Source organism: Streptomyces sp. G45 (genome assembly GCF_049542095.1).
In the GTDB taxonomy this organism is placed as follows: Bacteria; Actinomycetota; Actinomycetes; order Streptomycetales; family Streptomycetaceae; genus Streptomyces.
Map to the genome: position 1 here is coordinate 2,085,238 of NZ_JBMUZU010000001.1, position 14,349 is coordinate 2,099,586.

At 75.2% G+C, this 14,349-nt stretch carries 10 protein-coding genes; 5 read left to right on the forward strand and 5 right to left on the reverse strand.

Going from position 1 to position 14,349, the window contains the following annotated elements:
* Position 1: 1 nt before the first annotated feature.
* Together ACOBQU_RS08370 and ACOBQU_RS08375 are read right to left on the reverse strand one after the other, a co-directional pair.
* On the reverse strand, positions 2-595 hold the full coding sequence (locus ACOBQU_RS08370; RefSeq protein ID WP_423625407.1) for a (2Fe-2S)-binding protein: 594 nt from the start codon (positions 593-595) through the stop codon (positions 2-4).
* Positions 595-1,485 carry an FAD binding domain-containing protein gene (locus ACOBQU_RS08375; RefSeq protein ID WP_423625409.1) on the reverse strand — a complete coding sequence of 297 codons (891 nt, stop codon included), beginning with the start codon at positions 1,483-1,485 and terminating at the stop codon, positions 595-597. Before ACOBQU_RS08375 ends, ACOBQU_RS08370 begins: the two co-directional genes overlap by 1 nt.
* A 676-nt stretch (positions 1,486-2,161) precedes the next feature.
* Between ACOBQU_RS08375 and ACOBQU_RS08380 the strand changes: the two genes are divergently transcribed.
* The gene (locus ACOBQU_RS08380) at positions 2,162-3,958 is read left to right on the forward strand and encodes a PucR family transcriptional regulator (protein WP_423625411.1); all 1,797 of its coding nucleotides are present in this window, start codon (positions 2,162-2,164) and stop codon (positions 3,956-3,958) included.
* A 256-nt stretch (positions 3,959-4,214) separates the two neighbouring features.
* Positions 4,215-4,976, forward strand: coding sequence for a hypothetical protein (locus tag ACOBQU_RS08385; RefSeq protein WP_423625413.1), 762 nt, complete (start codon positions 4,215-4,217; stop codon positions 4,974-4,976).
* A gap of 146 nt (positions 4,977-5,122) precedes the next feature.
* On the opposite strand, the gene ACOBQU_RS08390 is transcribed toward ACOBQU_RS08385, so the two are convergent.
* Positions 5,123-5,845 (reverse strand): GntR family transcriptional regulator, encoded by a 723-nt coding sequence (locus ACOBQU_RS08390; protein WP_423625415.1) that lies wholly within the window; start codon positions 5,843-5,845, stop codon positions 5,123-5,125.
* A gap of 174 nt (positions 5,846-6,019) precedes the next feature.
* On the opposite strand from ACOBQU_RS08390, the gene ACOBQU_RS08395 reads away from it, so the two are divergent.
* Both ACOBQU_RS08395 and ACOBQU_RS08400 read left to right on the forward strand, forming a co-directional pair.
* The gene (locus ACOBQU_RS08395) at positions 6,020-6,883 is read left to right on the forward strand and encodes a (2Fe-2S)-binding protein (protein ID WP_423625417.1); all 864 of its coding nucleotides are present in this window, start codon (positions 6,020-6,022) and stop codon (positions 6,881-6,883) included.
* 242 nt (positions 6,884-7,125) lie between these two features.
* Positions 7,126-8,187, forward strand: coding sequence for a DUF2637 domain-containing protein (locus tag ACOBQU_RS08400; protein WP_423625419.1), 1,062 nt, complete (start codon positions 7,126-7,128; stop codon positions 8,185-8,187).
* Between the two features lie 115 nt (positions 8,188-8,302).
* On the opposite strand, the gene ACOBQU_RS08405 is transcribed toward ACOBQU_RS08400, so the two are convergent.
* Positions 8,303-8,827, reverse strand: a complete 525-nt coding sequence (locus ACOBQU_RS08405) for an ATP-binding protein (RefSeq protein WP_423625421.1) — start codon at positions 8,825-8,827, stop codon at positions 8,303-8,305.
* 203 nt (positions 8,828-9,030) lie between these two features.
* Between ACOBQU_RS08405 and ACOBQU_RS08410 the strand changes: the two genes are divergently transcribed.
* Entirely contained in the window at positions 9,031-12,090 is a 3,060-nt protein-coding gene (locus ACOBQU_RS08410; RefSeq protein ID WP_423625423.1) for an alpha-mannosidase, read from the forward strand.
* A gap of 21 nt (positions 12,091-12,111) precedes the next feature.
* Here the strand turns inward: ACOBQU_RS08410 and ACOBQU_RS08415 are convergent, their stop codons facing one another.
* On the reverse strand, positions 12,112-14,277 hold the full coding sequence (locus tag ACOBQU_RS08415) for an MMPL family transporter (RefSeq protein ID WP_423625425.1): 2,166 nt from the start codon (positions 14,275-14,277) through the stop codon (positions 12,112-12,114).
* Positions 14,278-14,349 lie beyond the last annotated feature (72 nt).

A 14,349-nucleotide genomic window follows, 5' to 3' on the forward strand; every position in this document is an offset into this window, starting at 1 on the left:
CTCAGACCTCCTCGGTCCGGCGCGCGGCGGCGAGGCGGACCGCGTCCAGGATCTTCTCGTAGCCGGTGCAGCGGCACAGGTTGCCGGACAGGGCCTCGCGGATGTCGGCGTCGCTGGGCTGGGGGTTGCGCTCCAGCATCTCGTCGGCGGCGACCAGCAGGCCCGGGGTGCAGAAGCCGCACTGCACGGCGCCCGCGTCGATGAACGCCTGCTGGATCGGCGCCAGTTCGGCGCCCTCGCCGGTCTGCGAGTCGGTGCCCTTGGCGGACCACTGCTGGGCGTCCTGGAGCGACGTGCCCGGCGAGCCGCAGGCACCGGAGGCGCAACTCCCGCGCTCCGCGCGCCGCTTGGCGAAGTCGGCGAGGCCCTCGACGGTGACGACCTCGCGGCCCTCCACCTGCCCGGCGGCGACCAGGCAGGAACACACGGGCACGCCGTCGAGGCGGACCGTGCAGGAGCCGCACTCGCCCTGCTCGCAGGCGTTCTTGGAGCCGGGCAGGCCTAGCCGCTCGCGCAGCACGTACAGCAGGGACTCGCCCTCCCACACGTCGTCGGCTTCCTGCGGACGGCCGTTGACCGTGAAGTGGACACGCATTACGCGACTCCCTCCGTGCCGCGGCCGGTGCCGCGATAGGACTCCCAGGTCCAGCCGAGCGTGCGGCGGGCCATGATGCCGACGGCGTGACGGCGGTAGCTCGCCGTGCCGCGGACGTCGTCGATGGGGTTGGCGGCGCCGGAGACCAGCTCGGCGAACCGCTTGGCGACCGACGGGGTGATGATCTTCCGGCTCTCCCAGAAGCCGCCCTCCTCCAGGGCCGCGTTCAGGAACTCCTCGGCGGCCGTCGCGCGGATCGGGGTGGGGGCGGCGGAGCCGATGCCGGTGCGCACGGTGCGGGTCCCGGGGTGCAGGGCGATGCCGAAGGCGCAGACCGCGATCACCATGGCGTTGCGGGTGCCGACCTTCGCGTACTGCTGCGGCCCGTCCGCCTTCTTGATGTGCACCGCCCGGATCAGCTCGTCGGCGGCGAGGGCGTTGCGCTTCACGCCCGTGTAGAAGGCGTCGATGGGGATCATGCGGGTGCCGCGCACGGACTGCGCCTCGACCTCGGCCCCAGCGGCGAGCAGCGCCGGGTGGGCGTCCCCGGCCGGGGAGGCGGTGCCGAGGTTGCCGCCGACGCCGCCGCGGTTGCGGATCTGCGGCGAGGCGACCGTGTGCGAGGCGAGCGCCAGGCCCGGCAGCTCGGCCCGCAGGTGCTCCATGATGTGCGCGTACGGAACGGAGGCGCCGAGCCGGACGGTGTCCTCACCGGCCTCCCACTCCCGCAGCTCACCGATGCGGCCCAGGTCGAGCAGGTACTCCGGGCGGCGGTGGTCGAAGTTGATCTCGACCATGACGTCGGTGCCACCCGCGATCGGCACTGCCGTGGGGTGCGCGGCCTTCGCGGCGAGCGCCTCCTCCCAGGTGGCGGGGCGAAGGAAGTCCATGAGCGGCTCTCTCTTCGTGTTCGTAGTCGTACGCGGAAGTCGTGCGTGGACGTGGTGCGCGGACGTGGTGCGCGGGCGTAGTGCGCGGGCGTCGCGGTCGGGCGTCGTGCGTGGACGTCGCGGTCGGGCGTCGCGGCCGGACGTCGTGCTCGGGAGTCGTACTCGGGGGTCGTACTCGGAAGTCGTACTCAGGGGTCGTACTCGGGAGTCGTGCCGGTGATCGTTGTGGCCGTCGTGCTTGATGATCGCGCTTGGTGGTCGTACGCGCCGGTCGTGCTCACGGGGCGCGCCCGGTGCTCGTGCTCCGCCAGCACCGGGTCAGGGCCGGTCCGGTCGGGCCCGGTCAGGCCCGTGCCCCGTCACACGGCGGCGGCCGCCCGCCCTCGGGTGGGGCGGGAGGCTCGGCCGCCGGGCGGAGGCGATGGATCCGGCCAGGTGGGCCGCTCGCCTCTCGACTGCTCGTTCATGTCCTGTCAACGCGGAGTGGGGCCAGTACACCGCCCGCCCCTCCCACGGGGTCAGTCACCGAAACCATGAAGGAGTTGGCTGGCCACGCCGGTCGTCTTGTAGATTCGTATGAAGAACGGGCCCCGGAAACCTCGCGGAATCCCCCTGGAAACCATCCAGCCCTTCCCAGGGCCCCGGCCGCCGGAGCGTCCGGTGCGGCCTGCCCCACGTGAAATCGAGACAGATCGGCGGCGACGACACCATGCGGCTGCGCGCACTCCTTGACACCGACGCCCTGGGCCTGAGGCTCCTCGGCGGCGAGGACGAGCTGGACCGCGGCGTGCGGGGCGTGATGACCACCGATCTGCGCGACCCGAGCCGGTATCTGGCGGGCGGCGAGCTGGTGCTCACCGGTCTCGCCTGGCGCCGGGACGCCGCCGACAGCGAGCCGTTCGTACGGATCCTCACCACCGCCGGGGTCGCCGCGCTGGCCGCCGGTGAGGCAGAGCTGGGCGACGTCCCCGAGGACCTGGTGGAGGCGTGCGCGCGCCACCGGCTTCCGCTGTTCGCCGTCAACGAGTCGGTGGCGTTCGCGACGATCACCGAGCACGTCGTACGGCAGGTGTCCGGCGAGCGCGCCGGGGACCTCGCGGCGGTGGTGGACCGCCACCGCCGCCTGATGACCTCGGGACCGGCGGGCGGCGGCCCCGACGTGGTCCTCGACCTGCTCGGCTCCGACCTGGACCTGCGGGCCTGGGTGCTCTCCCCCGTCGGCCGGGCCATCGCCGGGGCCACCACGGCGGGCCCCGGCCTGCCCGCGCCGGTGCGCGCGCGCCTCGCGGGCGAGCACCTGGCCGCCGCCCGCACCGGACGGCGCGGCCCGCACCGGGTGAGCGTGGACGGGACGACGTACTCCCTGTTCCCCATCCGCTCCAGCGGGCGCGGCGCGGCGGGCGCCGCCGGGGACGTGCGCGAGACCGTGCTGTCCGACTGGCTGCTGGCCGTCGAGGCCGACGCGGGCGACTGGCCCGAGGAGCGCCTGGACCTGCTCCAGGGCGTCACCCAGCTCATCGCCGTGGAGCGCGACCGCAGGGACGCGGCCCGCACCGTGCGCCGCCGTCTCGCCCAGGAAGTGCTCGAACTGGTCCAGACGGGTGCCGCGCCCGCCGAGATCGCGGCGCGGCTGCGGGTCGCGGCGCCGGTGCTGCTGCCGGGGCTCGGGGCGGCGCCGCACTGGCAGGTGGTGGTGGCGCGGGTCGAGTGGGACGGGGGCGCTGACGGGGGCGCGGCCGGGTCCCCTGGCGCGGCCGTGTCCTCGGGCGCCGCCGGACCCTCGGGCTCCGTCGCGTCCCCGGTCGAGGGCGGGCCCGTCGCCCAGGCCCTGCTCGAGGAGATCCTCGTCGACCCGGCCACCGCCGGGCCCGACCCCTCCGACCGGATCGCCGTCGCCCACACCGGCGACGAGGCCATCGCGCTCGTGCCGCTGCCCGCGCTGCCCACCGACCCCGACGGCGCCCTGGGCACCGAGGCGGGGCTGCTCGCCGACGCGCTGCTCGCCGCCGTGCGGGACCCGCTGTCGGCGGGCCTCGGCGACGACGGCCGCCTCACGCTCGGCGTCAGCGCGTCCGTGCACTCCGCCGAGGGCCTGCGCGGCGCCCTGGAGGAGGCCCGGCACGCCCGCCGGGTCGCCGCCGCGCGCCCCGGCCGGGTCTGCGCGGCGGGCCATCAGGAGCTGGCCTCGCACGTACTGCTGCTCCCCTTCGTGCCGGACGACGTGCGCCGCGCGTTCACCGCACGCCTCCTCGACCCGCTGCGGGAGTACGACCGCAGGCACCGGGCGGAACTCATCCCCACCCTGGAGGCGTTCCTCGACTGCGACGGCTCGTGGACGCGCTGCGCGACCCGGCTGCACCTGCACGTCAACACGCTGCGCTACCGCGTGGGCCGCATCGAGCAGTTGACGGGCCGTGACCTGTCGCGCCTTGAGGACAAGCTGGACTTCTTCCTGGCGCTGCGCATGAGCTGACGCCCGGGGCCCGGCCGGACGGGCTTGCTCTCCACGGGCGCCCGGTGGCGCGGGGTCCCGACCGGGGCGCCGGGCGCCCCGCCGGGGCGCCGTCCGGGGCCGCGCGCGCGGTGATGTTTGCCGGGCGGGCCATCCCCCAGGTTTGTGAAATCTTTCACCCAGCCCCTTGGCCCGGCGCGCCGATCCATGCTGAGATTCGCCCACGACTCAACAGCTCAATGGTGCGCTAGGGGAGGGCAACGTGGCGCATACCGCCATGTCTGGTACCGGAACTGACTCAGGGCACGATCCACTCCAGACCGCGGTATGGCGGCTGCGCTCGCGCGGCTGCTGGACCGACGCCGCCGCGCTGCTCGCCACCCGCGAGGGACCGGCGCCCGCGCTCCAGAGAACCTCGCTCCTCGTCGAGCGCTGTCTGTTCACCGGCGAGGGCTGGGCGGAGGCGGAGGACGGGCTGCGCACCGCGGAGGCGCTCGCCTCGGACGACGAGGACCGGGGCTGCGCCGCCTGCGAGCGCGGTCAACTCGCGTACGCCGCCACGGTGTTGAACGTCAGGGACCGGGCCGACGAGGCGCGCACCGCGCTCGGGCGGGCCGCCGCGCTGCTCGCGCCGGGCTCCCCCGGGCGGCCCCTCCTCGACTACCGGCGCGGGCTTGTGGCCGAGCACCTGGCGGACTCACCGCAGGCGGCCCGCGCCGCGTACCGCCGGGCGCACGCGGGCGCCACGGCGCACGGCGACTCCCTGCTGCTCTCCTTCACCTGGCGGCACCTCGCCGGACTCGCCCTGCGGGAAGGGGAGTTGGCGGAGGCGCGGCACGGGTTCGCCGAATCGCTGCGGCTGCGGGAGGAGTTGGGGTTCCTGGTGGGTACGGCCCCGGCGCTCGCCGCGCTGGCCGACGCCGAGCCCGAGCCGGAGGCGTCGCGCCTGCGGGCCGAGGCCGCGCGGCTGTTCCGCCTCCTGGGCGGCGTGCCCTCCTGGCTGGCCCCCCAGCTGGACCCTCCGGCCCCGGCGGCCTGACCTCCCCGGCGGCCTGGCCTCCCCGGCAGCCTGGCCTGCCCCCGGCGGCCTGACCTCCCCGGCGACCTGACCCGCGCGGGTGGCGCCCCGCCCCTTCGCCCCCGCCCGGTCGGTGCTCCGCGCCTCGGCCTCACACGGCCTCGGCCTCACACGCCGGGCAGGCCGCTCCCGGCCCGTCCGGCGTCGTCCGGGGCGAAGTGCTGGCGCAGCAGGGCCCGCACCGCCGGGAGGTCGCGCTCCGCCAGCGCGTCCAGCAGGACCACGTGCTCCGCCGCGTCGGCGGCGAGGTCCGGGCCGGGACCGGCGCCGAGGGGCCACTGGGAGCGGCGGTGGAGGTCGTCGGCGACCCGCACGAGCTGCTCGTTGCCACAGAGCCCGAGCAGCGCCCGGTGGAAGGCCCGGTCGGCCTCGGCGTACGCGGCCCGGTCGCCCCCGGCCGCCGCCGCGACCGTCGCCTCGGCCAGCGGCCGCAGCCCGCCCCACCGCGCGGCGGGCACCGACCCGGCGAGCCGCAGCACCACGGGCACCTCGATGAGCGCCCGCACCTCGGCCAGCTCGCCCAGCTCGCGCGGGCCGCGCCGGGCGACCCGGAACCCGCGGTTGGGGACGACCTCCACGGCGCCCTCGACGGCGAGCTGCTGCATGGCCTCGCGCACGGGCGTCGCCGACACCCCGAGCCGCTCGCCGAGCGCGGGCGCGGAGTACACCGCGCCGGGCTCCAGCTCCCCCTCCACGAGCGCCGCCCGCAGGGCGTCCAGGACCTGCCCCCGCACGGACGTACGCCGCACCGCGGCCGACGCCTGCTCCGGAATGCGCGCGGTGGCGCAGCGGGCGGGGGTGCCCCCCTCGTGCGCTCTGGCCCGCTCCACTGGTCGCCTCCCGCGTCCCGCCCGTCGTCCCACCCGTCGGCGCCCGGATCGAAAACGTACGATCCGAACCATACGAGAAGCACCTTAGGCGGACCGGACCGCAGTTGAAACCTCGATCATGTCGGGTAAGGTAAGGCTTACCTGCAATCGATCGTGATTCGGCGGTCCCCGCGCATGTCCGTTCCCACCCTGGATTCCGGCGCCCCGCACACGGAGCGCGCCCAGAGCCCGGTCGCGGGCGCCTACGCCCGGCTCACCGAGGTGTTCCCGGGGCTGCGCATCCAGGAGCTGGCCGAGGACGAACAGGCCCCGCGGGGCGGCGGCTGGGTCACCGCGGCGCGGCTCGCGGAGGCCGGGCCCGACTTCGAGGCGTTCCTCGCCTGGGACGAGGCGCAGGTCCTGAAGGACTACGGGCAGCGGGCCCGCCCCGACGTGGTCGCGAGCTTCGCCCTGCACCGGTACGCCTGGCCCGCCTGCCTGCTGTTCACCGTGCCGTGGTTCCTGCACCGCCGCGTTCCGCGCTACCCCGTGGAGCACGTCGCCTTCCAGCGGGCCCTCGGCAAGATGGCCGTCAGGACCACCGCCTTCGCCTGCCTCCCGGACGACCCGGCGGCGGCCCTGCCCGGCGCCCGCGTCGTGCCGGACGAGGAGGCCCTGCGCGCCGAGGTGCGGGCCGCGGTCGCCGAGCACCTGGCCCCCCTCCTCGACGGCTTCGGCCCCCGCATGCGGCGCCGCGGGCGCGCGCTGTGGGCCATCGCCACCGACGAGATCGTCGAGGGCATCTGGTACGTGGCCCACCTGCTCGGCGAGGAGCAGCGGGCGACGGCCGAGCTGGAGCGCCTGCTGCCGGGCACCACCAAGCCGTACGTGGGCACGGCCGCGTTCCGCGAACTCACCGGGCCGAACGGCGAGAAGCTGCCGACCCGCGACCGCGCGAGCTGCTGCATGTTCTACACGCTGCGCCCCGAGGACACCTGCGTCACCTGCCCGCGGATGTGCGACGCGGACCGCGTCGCCCGGCTCGCGGCCACCGCCTGACGCGGCCCCGGACACCGGACCGCCCACCCGCCCGCGGGCCCTCCCGCCACCCGCAACCACCCCTTCGCGCACGTTTAATCGAACTCAACTAACGCCCCTTAGGCACCAGTTCGAACGAAACGGCGCTCTTCGCGGCCCGCACCACCCCCTTGGCGGCCTCTTGCCGGAAAACCCCTTGTGCGCCGTCGGGCGTGGGTCACTATGGCGCCCGAAACGCCCTACCGCGACGCAAGGGACCCCAGATGAGACTGACCGACATATCGCTGGACTGGCTGCTCCCCGGCGCCGTCCTGCTCCTGGGCTTGGCGGTGGCGGTGGCGGTGCTCGCGCGGGGCAGGAAGGCCCAGGCGAAGGCGGCCGTCGCCGAGGACTCCTGGGAGCGCAGCGAGGAGCGCCGCAGGCGCAAGGAGGCCCTCTACGGCACGGCCTCGTACGTCCTGCTCTTCTGCTGCGCGGCCGTCGCCGCCGCCCTCTCCTTCCACGGCCTGGTCGGCTTCGGCAGGCAGAACCTGAACCTGTCGGGCGGCTGGGAGTACCTGGTGCCGTTCGGCCTCGACGGGGCCGCGATGTTCTGCTCCGTCCTCGCGGTGCGCGAGGCCAGCCACGGTGACGCGGCCCTCGGCTCCCGCCTCCTGGTGTGGACGTTCGCGGGGGCGGCCGCCTGGTTCAACTGGGTGCACGCGCCCCGGGGCATCGGCCACGCCGGTGCCCCGCAGTTCTTCGCGGGGATGTCCCTGTCGGCGGCGGTCCTGTTCGACCGGGCTCTGAAGCAGACCCGCCGCGCGGCCCTGCGCGAACAGGGCCTGGTGCCGCGCCCGCTGCCGCAGATCCGCATCGTGCGGTGGCTGCGCGCGCCCCGCGAGACCTTCGGCGCCTGGTCGCTGATGCTCCTCGAAGGCGTCCGCACCCTCGACGAGGCCGTCGAGGAGGTGCGCGAGGACCGGCGCGAGAAGGAGCAGGCACGGACCCGTCGGCGCGACAAGGAGAAGCTGGAGCGGGCCCAGTTGAAGGCCATCAGCCGGGGCCGCCGGTACCACGGGCGCGGCGGCCGTCAGGTGGACGTCGCGGCGGTGGCGTCGGCGCCGGGGTCCGCGCAGGTCGGCGCGGACCCCGCCATAGTGGCGGCGGCGCCGGAGCAGTTGCCCGTCCGGTCCCGGCCCTCCCTCCAGGCCGTACGCAGTGAACCCGGCCAGCAGGGGCCGACCGTGACCGTCGACCTCACCGCCGAGGACGACACCCAGACGCTGCCGCGTCTCGACACGCTGGAACAGAAGCTCAAGGACTTGGAGCAGCAGTTCGGTTGAGGTGAGCCCGTCCGGCTCGTGAGGAAGCGCCGCGCGGCGGCGATGAGGCGGGGTGCCAGGGGCGGCAGCCCCTGGCCTCGGGAAAGGGGCGGGACCGGGGCGCGCCCGCGAGGGATCAGGCCGCCCCGCCGTCCAGCTCGAACCACACCACCTTCCCCACCCCGTGGGCCCGCACCCCCCACGCGTCCGCCAGGGACTGCACCAGCATCAGCCCCCGCCCGTGCGTCCCGTCACCGACGTCCGGCGCCCGCACCCGCGGCCGCCGCCCCACGAAGTCCCGTACCTCCACGCGCAGCCCCCGCGGCCCCACGGTGGCGGTCAGGACCGCGTCCCGGTCGGTGTGCACCAGCGCGTTGGTGACGAGTTCGCTGGTGAGCAGCTCGGCCACCTCGGACTTTCCCGGCCTGCCCCAGTTCCGCAGCAGATCGCGCAGCGCCCCGCGGACCTCGGACACCGCCCGCAGATCGGAGCGCCCCAGGCGGCGCCGGAGCTGGCGCCTGCCGTCGTCGCGCGTGCCGTGCTCGCGCGGCCCGGCACCGCGTGTTCCGTCATCGCGTATCCCGTCGACCGATTCGTCCTCCCGTTGCGGCGAAGGCGACCGCCATTCGACTGCGGCACCTCCTGGTACCTGTCTCGACATGATCCCCGCCCGTCAGACGACGCGCCCAGGCCTCCCTGCCCGGGCTCTTGCTCGAACGCACTCACGGGATGCATGCCCGTCACGCTTCGTGGCACTCATGTCGATTCGTCAATCAACGGTCATCCTCCGGGACGGATGCGCCGATGCGTGGAGGGGAAGTGAAGCCGAGTACCACTGAGGACCGTCCAGGTGAGGGAGCCGCCGTGCACGACGACCGAACGCTGGTGGAGGAGCGCCTCGAGCGCGCGCTCAGGCAGTTCATCCGGCCCGCGCGCTACCCCGCCCGGGTGCCGCTCGCGCTGTCCGTGTGGCACGCGCCGGGTGAGCCCGTCGGGGTGCGGGAGGCGCTGGCCGCCGCCTACGAGCCCTTCGCGACCGGAACCGAGTGGGGGCGGCCCTGGTCGACGAGCTGGTTCCGGCTGGAAGGGCGGGTGCCCAAGGAGTGGGCGGGGCGGCGCGTCGAGGTGGTGGTGGACCCCGGGTTCACCGGCGAGGGGCCGGGCTTCCAGGCGGAGGGCCTGGTGTACGACGCCTCGGGGGTGCCCCTGAAGGGCATTCACCCATGCAATCGTTACGTGCCGATCGCCGCCCGCGCCCACGGCGGCGAGCCCGTGCGCCTGCTCCTGGAGGCGGCGGCCAACCCGACGGTCCTGCGCGACTTCGAGCCGACGCCGCTCGGCGACGTCCTGACCGCGGGCGACCGGCCCCTGTACCGGTTCGCCTCCGCCGACCTCGCCGTCCTGGACGAGGAGGTGTGGCACCTGACCCTGGACGTGGAGGTCCTGACGGAGCTGATGGGCGAGCTGGACCCGGCCCGGCAGCGCCGCCACGAGATCCTGCGGGCCGTCGAGGACATGCTGGACGCCCTCGACCTGCACGACGTGCCGGGCACGGCCGCCGCCGCGCGCGCCGCGCTCGCCGACGTGCTCGCCCGCCCGGCCCACGCCAGCGCGCACCGCGTGTCGGCCGCCGGGCACGCGCACATCGACTCGGCGTGGCTGTGGCCGCTGCGCGAGACGGTCCGCAAGGCGTCGCGGACGTTCGCGAACGTGACGGCGCTGGCGCGGGACTATCCGGAGCTGGTCTTCGCCTGCTCGCAGGCCCAGCAGTACGCGTGGGTCAAGGAGCACCAGCCGCACATCTGGGAGCGGATCAAGAAGGCGGTCGCCCAGGGGAGTTGGGCGCCGGTCGGCTCGATGTGGGTGGAGTCGGACGCCAACATGCCGGGCGGGGAGGCGCTCGCCCGGCAGATCGTGCACGGCAAGCGGTTCTTCCAGGAGGAGTTCGGGGTCGAGACCGAGGAGATCTGGCTGCCGGACTCCTTCGGCTACAGCGCGGCGTTCCCGCAGCTGGCGCGGCTCGCGGGGGTGCGCTGGTTCCTCACGCAGAAGCTGAGCTGGAACCAGTCCAACAAGATGCCGCACCACACGTTCTGGTGGGAGGGCATCGACGGCACCCGCGTGTTCACGCACTTCCCGCCCGTGGACACCTACAACTCCCAGCTCCTTGGCTCCGAACTGGCCCACGCCGAGCGGAACTTCACCGAGAAGGGCCGCGCCACCCGCTCGCTCGTCCCGTTCGGGCACGGCGACGGCGGGGGCGGCCCGACCCGGGAGATGCTGGAGCGGGCCCGCAGGCTGCGCTCCCTCGAAGGCTCGCCGCGCGTGGAGATCGAGAAGCCGTCGGCGTTCTTCGCGGCGGCCGAGGAGGAGTACGGGGAGCGGGCGCCGGTCTGGTCGGGCGAGCTGTACCTGGAGCTGCACCGGGCGACGTACACCACGCAGGCGGCGACCAAGCGCGGCAACCGGCGCAGCGAACACGCCCTGCGGGAAGCCGAGTTGTGGTGCACGGCGGCCGCGCTCAAGGACCCCGGGTACGCCTACCCGTACGACGCGCTGGACCGGATCTGGAAGACGGTGCTGCTGCACCAGTTCCACGACATCCTGCCGGGCTCGTCCATCGCGTGGGTGCACCGGGAGGCCCGCGAGACGTACGCGCGGGTGCTCGCCGAGCTGGAGGAGCTGACCGCGGCGGCGGTGCGGCACCTGGGCGGCGGAGAGGTGTCCGTCCTGAACGCCTCCCCGTACGCCCGCAGCGAGGTCGTCGAGCACGACGGGGCCCTCACCCGGGTCGACGTCGGGCCGCTCGGCGTCCGCCGCCTGGCCGTCGAGGGGGGCGCGGGCGGCGGGGACGAGGTCACCGCGGCGACGCGGACCGGCGGCGAGATCATCCTGACCAACGAGCACCTGCGGGTCACCGTCGACGCCGACGGGCTGCTCAGCTCCGTACGCGACCTGGAGCGGGACCGCGAGGTCATCTCCCCCGGCGCCCGCGGCAACCTGCTCCAGCTGCACCCCGACCACCCCACCCGCTACGACGCCTGGGACCTCGACCCGCACTACCGCCACCGGCACACCGACCTGGCGGACGCCGAGTCGGTGCGGCTCGTGGAGGACGGGCCGCTGCGGGCGTCGGTGCGGGTCGTGCGGGCCTTCGGGGACGGCTCGCGGATCACGCAGGAGCTGCGGCTCGCGGCGGGCAGCCGCCGCCTCGACGTGGTCACGGAGGTGGACTGGCGCGAGTCGGAGAAGGTGCTCAAGGCGGCGTTCCCGCTGGACGTGCACGCCGAACGGTCCACGGCGGAGATCCAGTTCGGGCACGTGCACCGGCCCACGCACGCCAACACCAGCTGGGACGCGGCCCGTTACGAGATCTGCGCGCACCGCTGGCTGCGGGTCGCCGAGGAGGGGTACGGGGTCGCGCTGCTCAACGACGCCACCTACGGGCACGACGTGACGCGGGCCGCGCACGCCGACGGGCTCGGCACCACCGTGCGCCTGACCCTGCTGCGCGCCCCGCACAGCCCCGACCCGGCCACCGACGTCGGCACGCACCGCTTCGCGTACGCGCTGCAGCCCGGCGCGTCGACCGGGGACGCGGTCGCCGGTGGCCTCGCCCTGAACCTGCCGCTGCGCGTCGCCCCCGCGCCGGAGGCGGCGCCGCTGGTGCGGGTCGACGACCCGGCCGTCACCGTGGAGTCGGTGAAGCTCGCCGAGGACCGCGGCGGCGACGTGGTGGTGCGGCTCTACGAGTCCCGGGGCGGGCGGGCGCGGGCCACGCTGACCACGGGGTTCCCCGTGCTGCGGGCCGAGGTCACCGACCTGCTGGAACGGCCGCTGGGCGAGGCGCCCGCCGGAGCGCACGGGCTCTCCCTCGACCTGCGGCCGTTCCAGATCCTGACGCTGCGGCTGCGCCCCGCCTGAGCACCGGCGGGGCGCGCCCCGCTAGTGGGGCCGCTCCAGGTAGACCTTCGGCAGGACGCGGGCCAGCGGGCGGGGCAGCCACCAGGCGCAGGGCCCGAGCAGACGCATCGCGGCCGGGACGATCAGACAGCGGATGACGAGGGCGTCGAGGAGAACGGCCACGGCCAGGCCCAGGCCGAACTGCTGGAGCATCCGGCTCGGGCTGAGCACGAACGCGGCGAACACCACGATCATGATGGCGGCCGCGGCCGTGATGACCCTGCCGGTGGCGGCCAGGCCCTCGCGGACCGCGAGCCCCGCGTCCCGGGTCCGCTCCCACTCCTCGTGGATGCGGGACACCAGGAACACCTCGTAGTCCATGGAGAGGCCGAACACGATCGCGAAGATCATCACGGGGACGAACGACTCGATGGGGCCCGGCCGCACGCCGAACCAGCCGTGCTGGAAGACCAGGGTGATCGCGCCGAGCGCGGCGGCGATGGACAGCAGGTTGAGCACGGCGGCCTTGAGGGGGATGAGCAGCGACCGGAACACCGCCATCAGCAGCAGCGCGGACAGGCCGACGACGAGGGTGACGAACAGCGGCATCCGCGCGGACACGGAGTCGGCGAAGTCCTGCGCCGCGGCGGTCGGCCCGCCGACGAGGTACGTGGCGTCGGTGCGCTCGGCGAGGCGGGGCAGCACGTCGTCGCGCAGGTCGTGGACGAGCCGGGTGGTGGCCGTGGCCTGCGGCGCCGTCTCGGGGAAGGCGATGACGGTGGCCACGTCGGCGCCCTTGGCGGGCAGCGGCTCGGTGGTGGCGGCGACGCCGTCGGTGCGGTCGAGGGCGGCGCGCAGGGCGTCGAGGGAGCCGGGGTCGCCCTGGGCGACGACGAGCAGCGGGCCGTTGAAGCCGGGCCCGAAGCCGTCGGCGAGCAGGTCGTAGGCCTTGCGGCTGGTGGTGGCGGCGGGGTCGTTGCCCGCGTCGGCGAAGCCCAGGCGCATGCCGAGGGCCGGGGCGGACAGCGCGAGCAGCGCCACCACGGCGGCGGCGAGCGCGGGCAGCGGCCGCCGCTGCACGGCCGTGGCGAGCCGCCGCCAGCGCCGCCCCTCCTGCCTGCCCCGGGCCAGGTCGCGGGCGGCGCGCTTGCGGACGTGCCGTTCGACGCGGGGCCCGAAGAGGGCGAGCAGCGCCGGGAGCAGGACGAGTGAGGCGGCCATGGTGACCAGGACGGTCAGGGCGACGGCGAGGGCCACGCCCTGGAGGGAGCCGAGGCCGAGGGCGACCAGGCCGAGCAGGGCGATGATGACGGTGCACCCGGCGAAGAACACGGTGCGGCCCGCGGCGTCCAGGGCGGTGCGCACGGCGGTCGCCCGGTCGGCGCCGTGGGTGAGTTCGTGCCGGTACCGGTAGAAGATCAGCAGCGCGTAGTCGACGCCCACGCCGAGGCCGACCAGCGTCATCAGGGGCGGGGTGAAGTCGGCGATGGTGAAGGCGTGCGAGGCGAGCGCGATCAGGCCGATGGCGCCGCCGACCGCGAACAGCGCGGTGACCAGCGGCAGCAGGGCCGCCACCACCGACCCGAAGAGCAGGACGAGGATGACGAGCGCGGCGAGCATGCCCGCGCCCTCGGCGGCGCCGCCCTCCTCCTCGGCGGCGCGCACGGCGTCGCCGCCGACCTCCACGGTCAGTCCGCCGCCCGCGGCGTCGCGGGCGGTGTCGACGATCCGGGTGACGTCGTCCTTGGGGACGGACTCGGCCTTGCCGTCCAGGACGACGGTGGCGTAGCCGACGGTGCCGTCCCGGGAGACGGCGGCGGCGTCGGCGTAGGGGGTACGGACGTCGGTGACGCTCGGCAGGTCCCGTACGCGCTCCAGGAGCGCGGTGACGGCGGCGCGGTCGCCGCGGATCCCGTCGGGGTCACGGAAGACGATCTGCACGCTGTCCCCGGCCTGCGCGGAGCCGTGCCGCTGAAGGAGGTCGGCGGCGGCCTGGGAGTCGGTGCCGGGCAGGGTGAAGTCGTTGCGGTAGGCGCTGCCCGCGGCCTGGGAGCCCACGGTGATCGCGGCGACCACGGCGAGCCACAGGAGCACGGCGGCGACGCGGTGGCGCTGGGACCAGGCGGCGACGCGGCCGAAGACGCCCGTGCGGTCCCGGGCGGCCCGGGTGGGCGGGGCGGGCGGGGTGGTGTCGGTGTCCGGGGCCATGGGTCACCGGTCCCGGTGGGTGCGGAAGGTGTTCATGGCCCACAGCGTCGGCGCGCGGTGCGGCGCCGCGCG

Bases quoted from the DNA above. Each gene is read 5' to 3' on its own strand.
- ACOBQU_RS08405 (WP_423625421.1), bottom strand. From the start codon at position 8,827: ATGTCGAGACAGGTACCAGGAGGTGCCGCAGTCGAATGGCGGTCGCCT.
- ACOBQU_RS08415 (WP_423625425.1), bottom strand. From the start codon at position 14,277: ATGGCCCCGGACACCGACACCACCCCGCCCGCCCCGCCCACCCGGGCC.
- ACOBQU_RS08395 (WP_423625417.1), top strand. From the start codon at position 6,020: ATGTCCGTTCCCACCCTGGATTCCGGCGCCCCGCACACGGAGCGCGCC.
- ACOBQU_RS08385 (WP_423625413.1), top strand. From the start codon at position 4,215: ATGTCTGGTACCGGAACTGACTCAGGGCACGATCCACTCCAGACCGCG.
- ACOBQU_RS08375 (WP_423625409.1), bottom strand. From the start codon at position 1,485: ATGGACTTCCTTCGCCCCGCCACCTGGGAGGAGGCGCTCGCCGCGAAG.
- ACOBQU_RS08400 (WP_423625419.1), top strand. From the start codon at position 7,126: ATGAGACTGACCGACATATCGCTGGACTGGCTGCTCCCCGGCGCCGTC.
- ACOBQU_RS08370 (WP_423625407.1), bottom strand. From the start codon at position 595: ATGCGTGTCCACTTCACGGTCAACGGCCGTCCGCAGGAAGCCGACGAC.